The following is a 14,970-nucleotide window of genomic DNA, read 5'->3' on the forward strand; positions in this document are numbered from 1 at the left end:
GGATGGCGGAGGCGGGGATGAAGCGGGTGGCGGCCGCGCCGGCGCGCCCGATGGCGTGCACGATGGGTGAACCAGGCGCCGGCGGCGCGGGAGCGGGCGCGGGCGCAGGGGACGCGGCGGCCGGCGGCGCGCGGGCCGGGGCAGGGGCCGGCGCCGGCGTCGGCTTCGGGGCGCCGGGCGGCGGCTCGCCGGCGCCGAGCGGCTTGCCGCAGGCGGAGCAGGCCCGGGCGCCCGGCTCGTTGTACGCGTCGCAGGCGCGGCAGACCACGCCCAGGATGCCGGTGAGCCGGCCGAACTCGAGCTCGCGGCCGCACGCCGGGCACCGGTCCATGGTGGCGTCGAGCGCCGCGCCGCAGCCTTCGCAGGTCATCCCGTCGTCTCCCTGGCCCGGCGGGACGTTACCCCGTGCCGCCGGGGTTCCTCAACGTCCGGTGCAGGCCGGGCCGGTGGGGGTCGCGCGCGCTCCCGGCCCCTCCGCGCGGCCGGACGGCCCGACGGGCGCCCCCCGCCCTTTCGCCGGGGCCGTCCGACCCGTCCCGGCGCCTGCCGCGCCCCCGGGTCATGGCACGGGCTGGCGCGCCGCGTTACGGGATCTGAGATGATGGGCAGGCCCACAAGCTTGCCGCACTCGGACGCGACCCGTTACGCTGGCCCTTCGACCTTGCTCAGGCTCAACGACATCCTCGACCGGGTATCCGGCTACCACCCCGATCCCGATCTCGACCTGATCAAGAAGGCCTACGTCTACAGCGCCAAGGTGCACCAGGGCCAGATCCGCAAGTCGGGCGAGCCGTACCTGGTCCACCCGCTGGAGGTCGCTGGCATCCTCGCCGAGCTGAAGCTGGACGAGTCGTCGGTGGTGACCGGGCTGCTGCACGACACCATCGAGGACACCCTCGCCACCAAGAAGGAGATCTCCGAGCTGTTCGGCCTGGAGATCGCCGAGCTGGTGGACGGGGTCACCAAGCTCTCGCAGTTCACCGCCGCCAACACCCAGGAGGAGAAGCAGGCGGAGAACTTCCGCAAGATGGTGGTGGCGATGGCGAAGGACATCCGCGTGCTGCTGGTGAAGCTCGCGGACCGCACCCACAACATGCGAACGCTCGACGCGATGAAGCCCGAGTCGCAGGAGCGCATCGCCCGCGAGACGCTCGACATCTACGCGCCGCTCGCGAACCGGCTCGGGATCCAGTGGATCAAGACCGAGCTGGAGGAGCTGTCGTTCAAGTACCTGCGCCCGGCCGACTACTCGGAGCTGAACGAGAAGGTCTCGGTGCGCGCCCGCGAGAAGGAGCGCTTCGTCGCCGAGGTGGTGGAGATCATCCGGCGCCGGCTGGCCGAGGCCGGCATGAAGGCCGACGTCTCGGGGCGCGTGAAGCACGTCTACTCGATCTACCGGAAGATGCGGCAGCTCGACGTGGACTTCGAGCAGATCCAGGACGTCGTCGGGTTCCGCGTCATCGTGGACACGGTGGCCGAGTGCTACGAGTCGCTCGGGTTCGTGCACGCGCTCTGGAAGCCGGTGCCCGGCCGCTTCAAGGACTACATCGCCATCCCGAAGCCCAACCTGTACCAGTCGCTCCACACCACCGTGGTAGGCCCGGCCGGCGAGCGCATCGAGGTGCAGATCCGCACCCGCGAGATGCACCGCATCGCCGAGGAGGGCGTGGCGGCGCACTGGGCCTACAAGGAGAAGGGGCGCGACGGGAAGGGCGCGGAGCTGTCGCGCAAGGACGCGGAGTCCTTCGGCTGGCTGCGCCAGCTGGTGGAGTTCCAGCGCGACCTCGCCGACCCGCGCGAGTTCCTGGAGACGGTCAAGGTCGACCTGTTCTCCGACGAGGTGTTCGTCTTCACGCCGAAGGGCGCGGTGAAGAGCCTGCCGCGCGGCGCCACGCCGGTGGACTTCGCCTACACGATCCACTCGGAGATCGGCGAGCACTGCGTCGGCGCCAAGGTGAACGGCAAGCTCGTCCCGCTCCGCTACAAGCTCAAGAACGGCGACACCATCGAGATCCTCACCAGCCCGAACGCGCACCCGTCGAAGGACTGGCTCACCTTCGTCAAGACCAGCCGCGCCCAGGCCCGCATCCGCCAGTTCATCCGCCAGGCCGAGCACCGGCGCTCGGTGGAGATCGGCCGCGACATCGCCGAGCGGGAGCTGCGCCGCTTCGGCGTCACGCTGAACAAGCTGCAGAAGGGCGGCGAGCTGGAGAAGGCGGCGCAGGCGCTCGGGTACCGCCAGGCGGACGACGTGCTCGCCGCGGTCGGCTACGGCAAGGTGTCGCCGGGGCAGCTCCTGCAGCAGGTGCTCCCGCCCGACCGGCTCGCCGAGCCGCCGCCGCCCGCCGAGGCGCCGCCCACCAGCCGCATCACCGAGCTGTTCCGGAAGATGGCGCGCCGCCCGACCGAGGGCGTCCGCATCAACGGCATCGACGACGTGCTGGTCCGCTACGGCAAGTGCTGCAACCCGGTGCCCGGCGACGCCATCGTGGGCTTCATCACCCGCGGCCGCGGCGTGACCGTGCACACCGCCTCCTGCGACAAGGTGCTGGGCATCGACCCGGAGCGGCGCGTGGACGTGGCCTGGGACGTGCGCGGCGACTTCAAGCGCCCGGTCTCGCTCCGGGTCATCACCACCGATCGCCCCGGCATCCTCGCCAAGATCTCGCAGACGTTCAGCGAGGCCGGCGTGAACATCTCGCAGGCGAGCTGCCGCACCACCCCGGGCGAGCGCGCCGTGAACGACTTCGAGGTCACCATCGGCGACCTGAAGCAGCTCAACTCCGTCATCCGCAGCATCGAGCGGATCGAGGGCGTGCAGTCGGTCCAGCGCGTGTGATCCCGGCCCGCGGCCCCGGCCGGCGCGTTGCCGGGGGCGGCGGGCGCGGGTAGGGTGCCGCGCATGAAGACCCCCATCGCGACGGACGGCGCCCCGAAGGCCATCGGCCCGTACAGCCAGGGCGTCGAGGCGCGCGGCGCCCGCACGCTCTACCTCTCCGGCCAGGTCCCGCTCGATCCGGCCACCGGCGAGCTGTTCTCCGGCACCATCGAGGAGGAGACGGCGCGCGCGCTCCGGAACCTGCGCGCGGTGCTGGCCGCCGCGGGCGCCGGGCCGGAGCACGTGGTGAAGACCACCGTGTTCCTCACCGACCTCGCGGACTTCGCGCGGATGAACGCGGAGTACGCGAAGCACTTCCCCGCGCCGGCGCCGGCCCGCTCCACCGTGCAGGTGGCCGGGCTCCCCCGCGGCGCCCGCGTGGAGATCGACGCGATCGCCGTCCTCGACTGACGGCGCCGCGTCTACGGCTCGACGTACTCGAACTGCTTGCCGGCGAAGTTGCGGAGCACCCAGCGCTTCCCCTCGTGGGAGACCACGTACTCGGGGTTGACCGGGATCTTCCCGCCGCCGTTCGGCGCGTCCACCACGAACTGCGGGACCGCGAGGCCCGAGGTGTGGCCGCGGAGCGCCTCGATGATGCGGATGCCGGCCTCGACCGGCGTGCGGAAGTGGCTGATGCCGCGCGCCAGGTCGCACTGGTAGATGTAGTAGGGCCGGATCCGCATGAGCAGGAGCTTGTGGTTCAGCTCCTTCACCACCGCGGGATCGTCGTTCACGCCCTTCAGCAGCACCATCTGGTTGCCGATGACGCAGCCGGCGTCGGCGAGGCGGCGGGCGGCCTCGAACGCCTCGGCCGTGCACTCCTTCGGATGGTTGAAGTGCGTGTTCACGAAGACCGGGTGGTGCCGCCGGAGCATGTAGACGAAGTCGTCGGTCACGCGCTGCGGCAGCGTGACCAGGTTGCGCGTCCCCAGCCGGAAGATCTCGACGTGCGGGATGGCGCGGAGCCGGCCGAGGATGTAGTCGAGCCGCTCGTCGGAGAGCGAGAGCGGGTCGCCGCCGGAGATCACCACGTCGCGGATCTCGGTGTGCTGCGCGATGTACGCGAGCGACTCCTCGATCTGCCGCTTGGCCGCGGCGCTGGTCGGGTCGGAGACCTTCCGCTTGCGCGTGCAGTGGCGGCAGTACACCGGGCAGTTGTGCGTCGTGTAGAACAGCACGCGGTCCGGGTAGCGGTGCGTGATGCCCGGCACCGGCATGTCCCGCTCCTCCGCGAGCGGGTCCTCGAGGTCGGAGGCGAGGATGTTGAGCTCGCCCATCGTCGGCACCGACTGGAGGCGGATGGGGCAGGTCGGGTCCTCGGGGTCCATCAGCGCCGCGTAGTACGGCGTGATGCCCATGTGGAACTCGGCCTCGGTCTTCACCGCCGCCTCGCGCTCCTCGGGCGTGACGCGCAGGACGCGCTCGAGCTGGTCGAGCCGGATGACGCGCTCGCGCTGCTGCCAGTGCCAGTCGTTCCAGAGCGCGTCGGGCACGTCGGCCCAGATCGAGCGCGGGCCCGGCTTGAACCGGGACAGCACGTTCGCCACCGGACGGGGCGCGTCCTCGCGCCGCACCGGGGCCTTCGCCTCCCCGTTCGTCCGGCCGCCGCCGGCCAGCTCCTCGGTCACCCCGCCGACGTCGCCCATCACCGGAAGATTCGCCATGTCGTGCTCGCTCCAGGAGGCCCGGTCCGGCGGCCCGTTTGCCCGCATTGATTAACAGAGAGGGCCGCCATTGACATCTGCGACCGGGCCCCCGTGGTGTAGCCGAAAGGGGAGCCCTCGCCTGGAGGGCAGGCGTGGAACCCTGCCGGGCCGCTGGAGGTTTGACTCGGCTGCCTGCTGCCGTTACCTTCCGCGCCTCGCGTGCGCTCCCCCCCGGTCTCCTGAGGCCTGCGCCGCACCCGCGATGACCTGGCGAGAGATCTTCCCCGGCACCACCGAGGCCGAGTGGCGCGACTGGCGCTGGCAGCAGCGCCATGCGCTCGCCACGGCGGCCGACTTCGAGCGGCTGTTCCCGCTCACCCAGGCCGAGCGCCGCGGCTTCGCGCTCGCGGCCGGCCACACCCGCGTGGCGGCGACGCCCTACTACGCCTCGCTCATCGACCGCGACCACCCGGCCTGCCCGATCCGCCTTCAGGTCATGCCGTCGGCGGCCGAGGCGGTGCCCGCGCCGGGCGACCTCGACGATCCCATCGGCGAGGAGCCGCACCGGCCGGTGCGCGCGATCGTCCACAAGTACCCCGACCGCGCGCTGTTCCTGGCGGTGGACCGCTGCGCGGTCTACTGCCGCCACTGCACCCGCCGGCGCATCACCTTCAGCGACGACGAGGGCGGCTTCGACCGCGCCGCGGTGGAGGAGGGGATCGCCTGGGTGCGGGCGCACCGCGAGGTGCGCGACGTCATCGTCTCCGGCGGCGACCCGCTCTCGCTCTCCGACCAGAAGCTCGACGGGATCCTGGCCGGCCTGCGGGCCATCCCGCACGTGCAGGTGCTCCGCGTCGCGACGCGCGCGCCGGTCACGAACCCGATGCGCGTCACCGAGGCGCTCGCGGCGGCGCTGCGCCGCCACGCGCCGCTGTTCGTGGTCACGCACTTCAACCATCCGAAGGAGTGCACGCCCGAGGCGCGCGAGGCCTGCGAGCGGCTGGTGGACCACGGCGTGCCGGTCGAGAACCAGTCGGTGCTGCTGCGCGGCCTGAACTCCTCGGCGCGCATCCTCACCGACCTGAACGAGCGCCTGCTCACCTTCCGCGTCCGCCCCTACTACCTGCACCAGGGCGACCTCGCCGCGGGCACCGGCCACCTGCGCACGCCGCTCGCGGCGGGCGTGGCGATCCTCGAGGCGATGCGCGGGCGCACCAGCGGGCTCGCCATCCCGCACCTCGCGGTGGACCTCCCGGGCGGCGGCGGCAAGGTCACGCTGCAGCCGGACTACCTGGCGGGGGAAGGCGCGCCGGGCGCGCGGGGCCAGTGGCTCCGCAACGGGCGCGGCGAGCGCTACTTCTATCCGGAGCCGCCGGAGCAGGATTGCACCTGCCCCTACGAGGCGGTCTACTACCCCGCCGAAGGGGCCGCGCGCGGCGGCCCGGCGGGCCGGGACGGCGAGGGCGAATGATCTCCAAGGTGATCGAGGCGCTGGCGGTGTTCACCACGTCGGTGATCTCGTCGATGGGCTACGGCGGCATCGTGCTGCTGATGGCCATCGAGAGCGCGTGCATCCCGCTGCCGTCCGAGATCATCATGCCGTTCGCCGGGTACCTCGTGTACCGGGGCGAGATGACGCTGCACGGCGCGGCGCTGGCCGGCGCCATCGGCTGCGTGGTCGGCTCGATCCCGGCCTACTACCTGGGCCAGTTCGGCGGGCGGCCGCTCATCGAGAAGTACGGGCGCTACGTGCTCCTCTCGCACAAGGAGCTCGACCTCGCCGACCGGCTGTTCCAGCGCTGGGGCCAGTGGGTGGTGTTCGCGGGCCGGCTGCTCCCGGTGATCCGCACGTTCATCGCGTTCCCCGCCGGCGTGTCGCGCATGCCGATGGGCAAGTTCATCGCCTACACGTTCGTCGGCTCGTACCCGTGGTGCTACGCGCTGGCGTGGGTGGGCGAGTGGGCCGGCGAGGCCTGGCACACCGATCCGCGGGTGAAGGCCGTCTACCACCGCTTCGAGCTGGCCATCGTCGTCGCGGGCGTGCTCGCGGTGGGCTGGTTCGTCTGGCACAAGGTGAAGGAGGCGCGCCGCGCCCGCGTGCCGGCCGCCGCCGACGAGGGCTGAGCCCGCCTTGCGCCGCCCGCTCGCCACCGCCGCGGCGCTGGCCGCCGCGCTCGCCGCGGCCGCCGCGCCCGCGCGCGCCGAGGAGCTGATCCGCGTGCAGGTCCGGGCGCAGCCGGAGGAGATCCAGGAGCTCCGGCTCGAGGACTACGTGGCCGGCGTGGTGGCGGGCGAGATGCCGGGGAGCTTCCCGCCCGAGGCGCTCAAGGCGCAGGCGGTCGCCGCGCGCAGCTACGCGCTCACGCGCAAGGTGGAGGCGCAGGCGGCGAACCGGCGCTGGGACATCGCGAGCGGCGTCATCGCGCAGGTGTTCGCGGCCGGGCGCGCCAGCCCGCAGGCGCGCGCGGCGGTGGACGCGACGCACGGCGAGGTGCTGGTGCAGGGGATGGAGCCGGTGGAGGCGTACTTCCACGCGGCCTGCGGCGGGCGCACCGAGGCCGGCATGCCGGCGCTGGGCCGCGACCTCCCGTACCTCGCCTCGGTCGAGTGCGGGCGCTGCGATCGCGCGCCGCGGGTGCGCTGGTCGCTGGAGGTGGGCGCGGCGGAGCTGGGGCGGCTCGCCGGGCTGGGCGGGGCGGCCACCGGGGCGCGGGTGGTGGCGCGCACCGCGAGCGGCCGCGCCGAGAAGGTGGAGGTGGCCGGGCGCGGGCGGCGGGTCACGCTGGCCGCCACCGATCTCCGGCAGCGGCTCGGCTGGGCGCGGCTGCCCTCGCTCGCGTTCGACGTCCGCGAGGTGCGCCGCGGGTTCGCGTTCGACGGGCGCGGCCAGGGCCACGGCGCCGGGCTGTGCCAGTGGGGCGCGGCGGGGATGGCGCGCGAGGGGAAGGACTACCGCGAGATCCTCCGCCACTACTACCCGGGCACCGACGTCCTGCGGATGTACTGACCGACCGTGCGCCTCTCCGACTTCGACTTCGCCCTGCCCGAGGGGCTGGTGGCCCAGGCGCCGGTCACGCCGCGCGACGCCTCGCGCCTCCTGGTGCTCGCGCCGGAGGGCGCGCCCGCGCACCGCGGCTTCGCGGACCTGCCGGAGCTGCTCGCGCCGGGCGACCTGCTCGTCTTCAACGACACGCGCGTCATCCCGGCGCGGCTGCTCGGCCACAAGGCGTCGGGCGGCAAGGTGGAGCTGCTCCTGTGCGAGCCGCTGGAGGGCGGGCTGGGCCGGCGCTGGCGGGCCATGGGGCAGGCGTCGAAGCCCATCCGCGAGGGCGCGGTGCTCACCTTCGACGGTCTCGAGGCGCGCGTGGACGCCGCGGAGGGCGAGGGGTTCTACCAGGTCACCCTGGACCGCCAGGGCGCCGAGCTGGAGGCGGCGCTGGGCCGCGCCGGGCGCATCCCGCTGCCGCCGTACATCCGCCGCGCCCCGGACGCCGAGGACGCGGCGCGCTACCAGACCATCTGGGCGCGGGCCCCCGGCTCCGCCGCCGCGCCCACCGCCGGGCTGCACTTCACCGAGCCGCTGCTGGCGCGGCTGGCCGCGCGCGGCGTCCGGCGGACCGCCGTGACGCTGCACGTCGGCCCCGGGACGTTCCTGCCCATCCGCGGGGACGACCTCGACGCGCACCGCATGCACGGCGAGCGCTACGAGGTGTCCCCGGCCGCCGCGGCCGAGCTCGCCGCGGCCCGCGCGCGCGGCGGGCGGATCGTGGCGGTGGGCACCACCTCGGTGCGCACGCTGGAGAGCGCCTGGCGCGACGGCGCCGTCGCCGCCGGCCCCGGGCGCACCGAGCTGTTCATCCGCCCCGGCCACCCGTTCCGCGCGGTGGACGCGATGGTCACGAACTTCCACCTCCCCCGTTCCACGCTGCTGGTGCTGGTCTGCGCGTTCGGCGGCCAGGGCCGCGTGCTGGCCGCCTACCGCGAGGCGGTCGCGCGCGGCTACCGGTTCTTCAGCTACGGGGACGCGATGCTCCTGCTCCGCCGCTGAGCCCGCGCGTCCCGTCCGGCGCGCCGTGAGGTGCGCGGGTGTGTGCTATACGGGCGGCGAGGAGCGGGGGGCGTGCACAGCGTCTCGGTCAACGTGGAGCCGGGGCAATACCTGGCCGGCTGGCGGCCGGAGGCCGGGCAGCTGTTCGTGCCGGCGCTCTCCGACTCGCGCGTGGGCGATCGCGTGGCGGTGCGGGTCGGGATCTACGGCCAGGCCATCCGGGCCACCCTCTACGGGAAGGTCGCCATGGTCCGGCGGATGGGGCGGCCGGCGCTGCCGCCCGGCGTGGACCTCGCGCTCGACCGCGCCTCGCTGCCCGCCGCCGGGTTCCTCGCCACCGCCGCCCGCGGCGAGCCGGTCACGTTCCAGGAGCGGGCGCCGCGCTTCCCCTGCGACCTGCCGCTGCGGGTCGAGCACGGCGGCGGCGCCTTCGACACGAGCGCGCTCAACGTCTCGGACGGCGGCTGCGCGGTGCGCTGGCCCGGGCAGCTCCCGCTGGTCGGCGATCTCGTCATGCTGCGGCTCGGCCGCGGGGTGTTCGCGCCCGCGGCGCGCGCGGTGGTGTGCTGGAACCAGCCGGGCGGCGCGGTGGAGCGGACCGCCGGGCTGCGGCTCGTGCTGGAGGGGCGGGCGGGCCGGGCCTGGCGCGGCGTGGTGGCCGGGGTGGCGCGCGTGGGCCGGCGCCCGGCTTGACAGGCCCGCCGGCCCGGGCGACACCGGCCCGGTGATCCGCTTCCAGCTCCTCGCCGAGGACGGCGCCGCCCGCCGCGGCCGGCTCGAGACCGCGCACGGCACCATCGAGACGCCGGTGTTCATGCCGGTGGGCACCGCCGCCACGGTGAAGACGCTCGAGCCGCGCGACCTCCAGGCGCTGGGCGCCGGGATCGTGCTCGCGAACACCTACCACCTGTACCTGCGCCCGGGGCACGAGCGCGTGCAGCGGCTCGGCCGGCTGCACCGGTTCATGTCCTGGCCCGGCGCGGTGCTCACCGACTCGGGCGGCTTCCAGGTGTTCAGCCTGGGCGAGAAGGGCGCCGGCCGCGAGCGCGGCGGGCCGGGCCTGGTCGAGATCGCGGAGGAGGGCGTCACCTTCCGCAGCCACCTCGACGGCTCGCGCCACTTCCTCTCCCCGGAGAAGGCCATCGAGGTCCAGGAGGCGCTCGGCGCCGACGTGATCATGGCCTTCGACGAGTGCCCGCCGGCGCTCGCCGACCGCGCCTACCACGAGCTGTCGCTGGCGCGCACGCAGCGGTGGCTGGTGCGGTGCCGCGACGCCTGGCGCGCCATCGAGGCGCGCGAGGGGCCGCGGTGCGCGCTGTTCGGCATCGCGCAGGGCGGGCTGCACGGGGACCTGCGGGCGCGGGCCATCGAGGAGGCGGCCGCGCTCGACCTGCCCGGCTACGCGCTGGGCGGCTACGCGGTGGGCGAGACGCCGGCGGAGATGTGGGACGGCGTGGCGCGGGACGCGCCGCGGCTGCCGCGCGAGAAGCCGCGCTACCTCATGGGCGTGGGCACGCCGGAGGACCTGCTGGCCGGCATCGCCGCCGGCGTGGACATGTTCGACTGCGTGCTCCCCACCCGCACCGCGCGGAACGGCCTGCTGTTCACGAGCCGCGGCAAGGTGGTGATCCGCAACGCGCGCTACGCCGACGACGAGCGGCCGGCCGATCCGGAGTGCGGGTGCTACGCCTGCCGGACGTTCACCCGCGCCTACCTGCGCCACCTGTTCAAGGCCGGCGAGATCCTGGCGCTGCGCGCGAACACCCTGCACAACCTGCACTTCTACCTGTCGCTCATGGCGGACGCCCGGCGCGCCGTCGAGGAGGGCCGGTTCGCGGCGTTCCGCGCCGAGCGGCTGTCCGCCTGGCGCGCGGCGGGCGACGGCTGACGGGGCCCGCCGGCCGGGTGCGCGCGGCCGCGCACGCCCGGGCGTCCCGGCGGGGAACAAAGGGGTTGCGGTTCCCTTCGAAATCACGCTAGAACACAGCGCTTTTTCTCACCGAGCGGATCGAGCTCCGGAGCACATCCATGCATCCCGTCCTGCACGCCTTCCTGTCGCAGACCGCCGACGGTCAGGCGCCGAACCCCGTCGTCCAGTTCCTGCCCTTCATCGCCATCGCGGTGGTCTTCTACTTCGTCTTCTTCCGCCCGCAGGCGAAGCAGGCGAAGGCGCACCAGGCGTTCGTGGCCGCGCTGAAGAAGGGGGACGAGGTGGTGACGCAGAGCGGGATCATCGGCACGGTCGTGCTGGTGGAGGACCGCACGGTGACCATCGACGTCGGCGCGGGGACCAAGCTCCGCGTGCTCAAGGGCCAGGTCGCCGGTCAGTGGAAGCAGGTGGAGGCCCAGCCGGCCAAGGCGGAGGGGAAGAAGTAGATGGAACGCTCCTGGTACTGGCGCGTCGCGCTCGTCGTCGCGGTCGCGATCCTGTCGATCTACCAGCTCGTCCCGAGCTGGTTCTACTTCAAGCTCCCGCCCGACCAGCGGAACACCGAGGCGTACGACACCTCGGTGCCGGGCTGGGCGCCGGACGCGAAGCACCACCTCAACCTCGGCCTGGACCTCCAGGGCGGCATCCTGCTCTCCATGGGCGTGGACGTCGACCGCGCGGTGAAGACCAAGGTCGCCCGCCGCGCCGACGAGATCGGCGAGTTCCTGAAGGGCAAGAACGTCGCGTTCACCGGCACGCAGGTGGTCGGCGGCGGCGCGCAGGTCGAGGTGACCGCCGCGAACCCGGGCGAGGTGAAGGACGCCGTGCTCGGCTCGACCGGCTACTCGGAGGAGATGTACTCGCCGGGTGGCGCGCCCGAGGGCGCGGTCCGCTTCGCCTTCAAGGACGCGGTGCTCCGCGACTTCCGCGAGAAGGCGGTGAAGCAGGCGGAGAAGGTCATCCGCAACCGCGTGGACAAGTGGGGCGTCACCGAGCCCGACATCAAGACCAAGGCCAACAACCAGATCCAGGTCCAGCTGCCGGGCTTCAAGGATCCGGAGAAGGCCAAGGAGCTGCTGGGCCGCACCGCGCAGCTCGAGTTCAAGATCGCCGACGACGAGAACCCGGTCCTCGACCAGGTCCGCACGCAGCTCCCGCAGTGCCAGGGCGATCGCCAGGGGCTCTCGCTGCCGCTGCCCGAGAGCGGCTGCTGGACGGTGGAGCCGGTCGAGCTGCCGAACGGCGGGTCGCGCGCGGCCACCATGGTCGCGGCCAACACCCGCACCGAGCTCGAGAAGGTCATCGAGGAGAAGCTGAACCCGCTGCTCGACCCGCAGAAGAACGTGGTGGGCATCGGCGAGGGCCAGGTCGGCCAGGGCCCCATCAAGACCACCTACTACCGGACGTACCTGCTCCGCGCGAAGACCGAGCTGACCGGCGACTACATCGCCGACGCGGCGGTGGCCATCGACCAGTCCGACACGCTGCAGCGCGGCCGCCCCGTGGTGTCCTTCAAGATGTCGCCCGAGGGCGCGCGGCTGATGGACAAGCTCACCAGCGAGAACATGCGGCGCCGCATGGCGACCGTGCTCGACGACAAGGTCGAGACCGCGCCCTACATCCAGGGCCGCATCTCCTCGAACGGCCAGATCACGCTGGGCTCGGGCCGCAACCAGCAGGACATGTTCGACGAGGCGAACGGCATCGCGCTGGTGCTGAAGGCCGGCGCGCTCCCCGCCCCGGTGACCATCACCGAGGAGCGCACCGTCGGCGCCACCCTCGGGCCGGAGCTGGTGCGCAAGGGCACGCTCGCGGCGCTGGTCGGGCTCGCGCTGGTGGTGGTGTTCATGGTCGTCTACTACCGCGGCACCGGCCTGGTGGCCGACGTGGCGCTGGCCCTGAACGGCCTGCTGGTGCTGGCGGTCATGTCGATGATCGGCACCACGCTGACGCTGCCGGGCATCGCCGGGTTCGTGCTCACGCTCGGCATGGCGGTGGACGCGAACGTGCTCATCAACGAGCGCATCCGCGAGGAGATGCGCGCCGGGCGCAACGTGCGGCAGTCGGTGCAGCTCGGCTACGACCGCGTGTTCTGGACCATCGTGGACTCGCACGTGACCACGCTGGTCGCCGGCGTGGTGCTGTTCCAGTACGGGTCGGGGCCGATCCGCGGCTTCGCGGTGACGCTGATCATCGGCCTGGTCGCCTCGATGTTCACGTCCATCGTGGTGACCCGGGTGATCATGGAGTACTTCACGCGCCACGACACGGCGCGCCTGAGCGTCTGATGCAATTCAAGACCTTCGACATCATCCCCCACGACACGAAGTTCGACTTCGTGGGCAAGCGCCACATCGCCGTGGCGCTCTCGCTGGTCGTGAACCTGGCGATCATCCTGTGGTCGCTCCCGTTCGTCCACGGCCTGAACATGGGCGTGGACTTCGCGGGCGGCACCGAGATGGAGGTCCAGTTCGGCAAGGCCGTCGATCCCGCCGACATCCGCAAGACGGTCGAGGACCTGGGCTTCAAGGGCGCCTCGGTCCAGACCTACGGCGCCGAGGCCGAGCACACCTTCCTCATCCGCGTCGAGCGCATCTCGCTGCTCACCGAGGCGGACGTGGCCCGGGTGGCCGACGCGGTGAAGACGAAGCTGCCGGTGGCGGGCTTCGCCTTCAACCCCGAGTTCGGCGACAAGATCGACTTCCAGTTCTCGGGCGCGGTGGACGCCGCCGCGGTCCGGGCGGCGGTCGAGGCGGCCGGCGTGAAGGTGCGCGACGTCCGCGAGGAGCAGGGGCTCACCGCCGGCACGCGCTCCTACGCGGTCATCACCCAGGGCATCCAGGAGAACGTCCAGGCGGGCCTGAAGGACCACCTGGGCGACGCGCAGCCGAACGTGCGCCGCGTCGAGTACGTGGGCCCGGCCGCCGGCCGCGAGCTCCAGGCGCAGGGCCTGAAGGCCATCCTCTACGCCATCGGCCTCATCGTGGTGTACATCGGCCTGCGGTTCGACTTCCGCTTCAGCCCGGGCGTGGTCATCGCGATGCTGCACGACGCGATCATGACCATGGGCTACTTCACCATCACCGGCCGCGAGTTCAACCTGACCTCGATCGCGGTGATCCTGACGGTGGTCGGCTACTCGGTGAACGACACGGTCGTCATCTACGACCGCATCCGCGAGAACCAGGCCAAGCTGCGCGGCCGGAGCCTCTCGGACATCGTGAACCTCTCCATCAACGAGGTGCTGGGCCGCACCTTCCTCACCTCGTTCGCGACGGCGCTCTCGCTCATCGGCCTGCTCGTCTACGGCGTCGGGACCATCTTCGACTTCTCGATGGCGATGCTGTTCGGCATCGTGTCCGGCACCTACTCCACCTGGTTCATCGCCGCCCCGATGACCATCTGGCTGGAGGAGCGCGCCGAGAAGAAGCGGGCGAAGGCGAAGGGCGCGGCCGGCTCGGCCGCGGCCCAGCCGCAGGCGCGGACCGCGAAGTAGCGCGGCGCCCGGCTGGCCGGCTGCTCTGGTTCGGGAGGGCCCCTCGCGCATGCGAGGGGCCTTCGTCGTTCCGGGGGCCCGCGGTCACGCTCCGCACGTCCGCGGCGACGCGCCGATCGTGTCCGCGCCGCGCCGCGCCGCGCCGCGGCGCGCTCGCGGTCGGGGCCGAGGCATGGCCCCCGTTGGCGGGAGCCGCGCGACGCGCGCGCCCGCGGAACGCCGGCGCCGCGGCCGCGGGCCGCACACCCTCCGTGAAGCGGGCGACGGGACGCAGCCGGTGGGTGAACCGCCGCGCCACCGATTCCGCAATCACGAGGAGCGACCCCGCGCGGGGGGTTCGCGTATCGGCGCGGAGCGCGCATGCATGCGGCATGGGGGCGAGCGGTTCCAGGGCCGGATTGCGCATCGTCGTCATCGACGACGACGCCGATCTGCGCGAGCTGCTCGTCGAGGTGCTCCGGCGGATGGGCCACGCGGTGATCGGCCTGCCTGCGCAGGCCGGCGTGTTCCAGCTCGCCGATCTGCCGCCTGCGGACGTCTGGGTGGTGGATCACCGCCTGCCCGGGCGGCTCGGCGGCGAGGTCATCCGCGCGGTGCACGACGCGCCCAGCCGGCACCACCCCGTGCTCGTCGGCATGTCGGGCGACGAGCACGCGGAGGAGGCGTTCCGCCGGGCCGGCGCCGACGTGTTCCTCCGGAAGCCGTTCGAGCCCGCGCGCCTGGTCGCCGCGATCGAGGCCGCCCTGGCGAGGCGGCGCGCGGCCTCCTGAGCCGCGGCTGAGCCGCGGCCGCTTCCGTCCACTTTCCGTGATGGAGGCAGCCGCGGCGCCCCCGTCAGCGCTGCACGCCGCCGGCGGTGCCGGTGCCCTGCGCGCCCGTCCCCGCGGTGCCGGTCCCGGCGGCGCCGGTCGTGCCGGCGTCGCCCGTGTCGGTCCCGGTGCCGGCCGGCGGCGGGTAGGTGCCCGTGCC

At 73.2% G+C, this 14,970-nt stretch carries 13 protein-coding genes and 1 pseudogene; 12 read left to right on the plus strand and 2 right to left on the minus strand.

The annotated features are described in order from the left end of the window. Nucleotides 1-370, minus strand: a pseudogene (locus tag PSR1_RS14335) (hypothetical protein); the annotation flags it as partial. Nucleotides 371-598: 228 nt separating this feature from the next. On the opposite strand from PSR1_RS14335, the gene PSR1_RS14340 reads away from it, so the two are divergent. After that, nucleotides 599-2,839, plus strand: coding sequence for a bifunctional (p)ppGpp synthetase/guanosine-3',5'-bis(diphosphate) 3'-pyrophosphohydrolase (locus tag PSR1_RS14340; RefSeq protein WP_082100259.1), 2,241 nt, complete (start codon nucleotides 599-601; stop codon nucleotides 2,837-2,839). A gap of 63 nt (nucleotides 2,840-2,902) precedes the next feature. Continuing rightward, nucleotides 2,903-3,289, plus strand: a complete 387-nt coding sequence (locus PSR1_RS14345) for a RidA family protein (protein ID WP_059438199.1) — start codon at nucleotides 2,903-2,905, stop codon at nucleotides 3,287-3,289. Nucleotides 3,290-3,300: 11 nt separating this feature from the next. Here PSR1_RS14345 and PSR1_RS14350 read toward each other — a convergent pair whose 3' ends face one another. After that, complete coding sequence (locus PSR1_RS14350) at nucleotides 3,301-4,545, minus strand: KamA family radical SAM protein (RefSeq protein ID WP_059438200.1); 1,245 nt, start codon at nucleotides 4,543-4,545, stop codon at nucleotides 3,301-3,303. Between the two features lie 244 nt (nucleotides 4,546-4,789). On the opposite strand from PSR1_RS14350, the gene PSR1_RS14355 reads away from it, so the two are divergent. From PSR1_RS14355 to PSR1_RS14400, 10 genes are all read left to right on the plus strand, one after another. Then, a complete protein-coding gene (locus PSR1_RS14355; RefSeq protein ID WP_059438201.1) occupies nucleotides 4,790-5,998 on the plus strand; it encodes a KamA family radical SAM protein in 1,209 nt (402 codons plus the stop codon). After that, nucleotides 5,995-6,651 carry a DedA family protein gene (locus PSR1_RS14360; protein WP_059438202.1) on the plus strand — a complete coding sequence of 219 codons (657 nt, stop codon included), beginning with the start codon at nucleotides 5,995-5,997 and terminating at the stop codon, nucleotides 6,649-6,651. The genes PSR1_RS14355 and PSR1_RS14360 overlap by 4 nt, the downstream gene beginning before the upstream one ends. A gap of 7 nt (nucleotides 6,652-6,658) precedes the next feature. After that, complete coding sequence (locus PSR1_RS14365; protein ID WP_059438203.1) at nucleotides 6,659-7,534, plus strand: SpoIID/LytB domain-containing protein; 876 nt, start codon at nucleotides 6,659-6,661, stop codon at nucleotides 7,532-7,534. Between the two features lie 6 nt (nucleotides 7,535-7,540). Beyond that, nucleotides 7,541-8,575, plus strand: coding sequence for a tRNA preQ1(34) S-adenosylmethionine ribosyltransferase-isomerase QueA (gene queA / locus PSR1_RS14370; RefSeq protein WP_059438204.1), 1,035 nt, complete (start codon nucleotides 7,541-7,543; stop codon nucleotides 8,573-8,575). Between the two features lie 72 nt (nucleotides 8,576-8,647). Further along, nucleotides 8,648-9,268, plus strand: a complete 621-nt coding sequence (locus tag PSR1_RS14375) for a PilZ domain-containing protein (RefSeq protein WP_059438205.1) — start codon at nucleotides 8,648-8,650, stop codon at nucleotides 9,266-9,268. Between the two features lie 31 nt (nucleotides 9,269-9,299). Continuing rightward, nucleotides 9,300-10,463 carry a tRNA guanosine(34) transglycosylase Tgt gene (gene tgt / locus PSR1_RS14380; protein WP_059438206.1) on the plus strand — a complete coding sequence of 388 codons (1,164 nt, stop codon included), beginning with the start codon at nucleotides 9,300-9,302 and terminating at the stop codon, nucleotides 10,461-10,463. Between the two features lie 140 nt (nucleotides 10,464-10,603). After that, nucleotides 10,604-10,951: a preprotein translocase subunit YajC gene (gene yajC / locus PSR1_RS14385; RefSeq protein WP_059438207.1), complete on the plus strand. Its 348-nt coding sequence runs from the start codon at nucleotides 10,604-10,606 to the stop codon at nucleotides 10,949-10,951. Next, nucleotides 10,952-12,793: a protein translocase subunit SecD gene (gene secD, locus PSR1_RS14390; RefSeq protein WP_059438208.1), complete on the plus strand. Its 1,842-nt coding sequence runs from the start codon at nucleotides 10,952-10,954 to the stop codon at nucleotides 12,791-12,793. It abuts the gene before it with no gap. Further along, complete coding sequence (gene secF / locus PSR1_RS14395) at nucleotides 12,793-14,001, plus strand: protein translocase subunit SecF (RefSeq protein ID WP_059438209.1); 1,209 nt, start codon at nucleotides 12,793-12,795, stop codon at nucleotides 13,999-14,001. Before secD ends, secF begins: the two co-directional genes overlap by 1 nt. A 398-nt stretch (nucleotides 14,002-14,399) precedes the next feature. After that, complete coding sequence (locus PSR1_RS14400; protein WP_237757977.1) at nucleotides 14,400-14,771, plus strand: response regulator; 372 nt, start codon at nucleotides 14,400-14,402, stop codon at nucleotides 14,769-14,771. The last annotated feature ends 199 nt before the right edge of the window (nucleotides 14,772-14,970 follow it).

The organism is Anaeromyxobacter sp. PSR-1, assembly GCF_000964525.1.
Taxonomy (GTDB): Bacteria; Myxococcota; Myxococcia; order Myxococcales; family Anaeromyxobacteraceae; genus Anaeromyxobacter.

Coding starts and splice junctions, on each gene's coding strand:
- PSR1_RS14340 (WP_082100259.1), top strand. CDS start 599: ATGATGGGCAGGCCCACAAGCTTGCCGCACTCGGACGCGACCCGTTAC.
- PSR1_RS14345 (WP_059438199.1), top strand. CDS start 2,903: ATGAAGACCCCCATCGCGACGGACGGCGCCCCGAAGGCCATCGGCCCG.
- PSR1_RS14350 (WP_059438200.1), bottom strand. CDS start 4,545: ATGGCGAATCTTCCGGTGATGGGCGACGTCGGCGGGGTGACCGAGGAG.
- PSR1_RS14355 (WP_059438201.1), top strand. CDS start 4,790: ATGACCTGGCGAGAGATCTTCCCCGGCACCACCGAGGCCGAGTGGCGC.
- PSR1_RS14360 (WP_059438202.1), top strand. CDS start 5,995: ATGATCTCCAAGGTGATCGAGGCGCTGGCGGTGTTCACCACGTCGGTG.
- yajC (WP_059438207.1), top strand. CDS start 10,604: ATGCATCCCGTCCTGCACGCCTTCCTGTCGCAGACCGCCGACGGTCAG.
- secD (WP_059438208.1), top strand. CDS start 10,952: ATGGAACGCTCCTGGTACTGGCGCGTCGCGCTCGTCGTCGCGGTCGCG.
- secF (WP_059438209.1), top strand. CDS start 12,793: ATGCAATTCAAGACCTTCGACATCATCCCCCACGACACGAAGTTCGAC.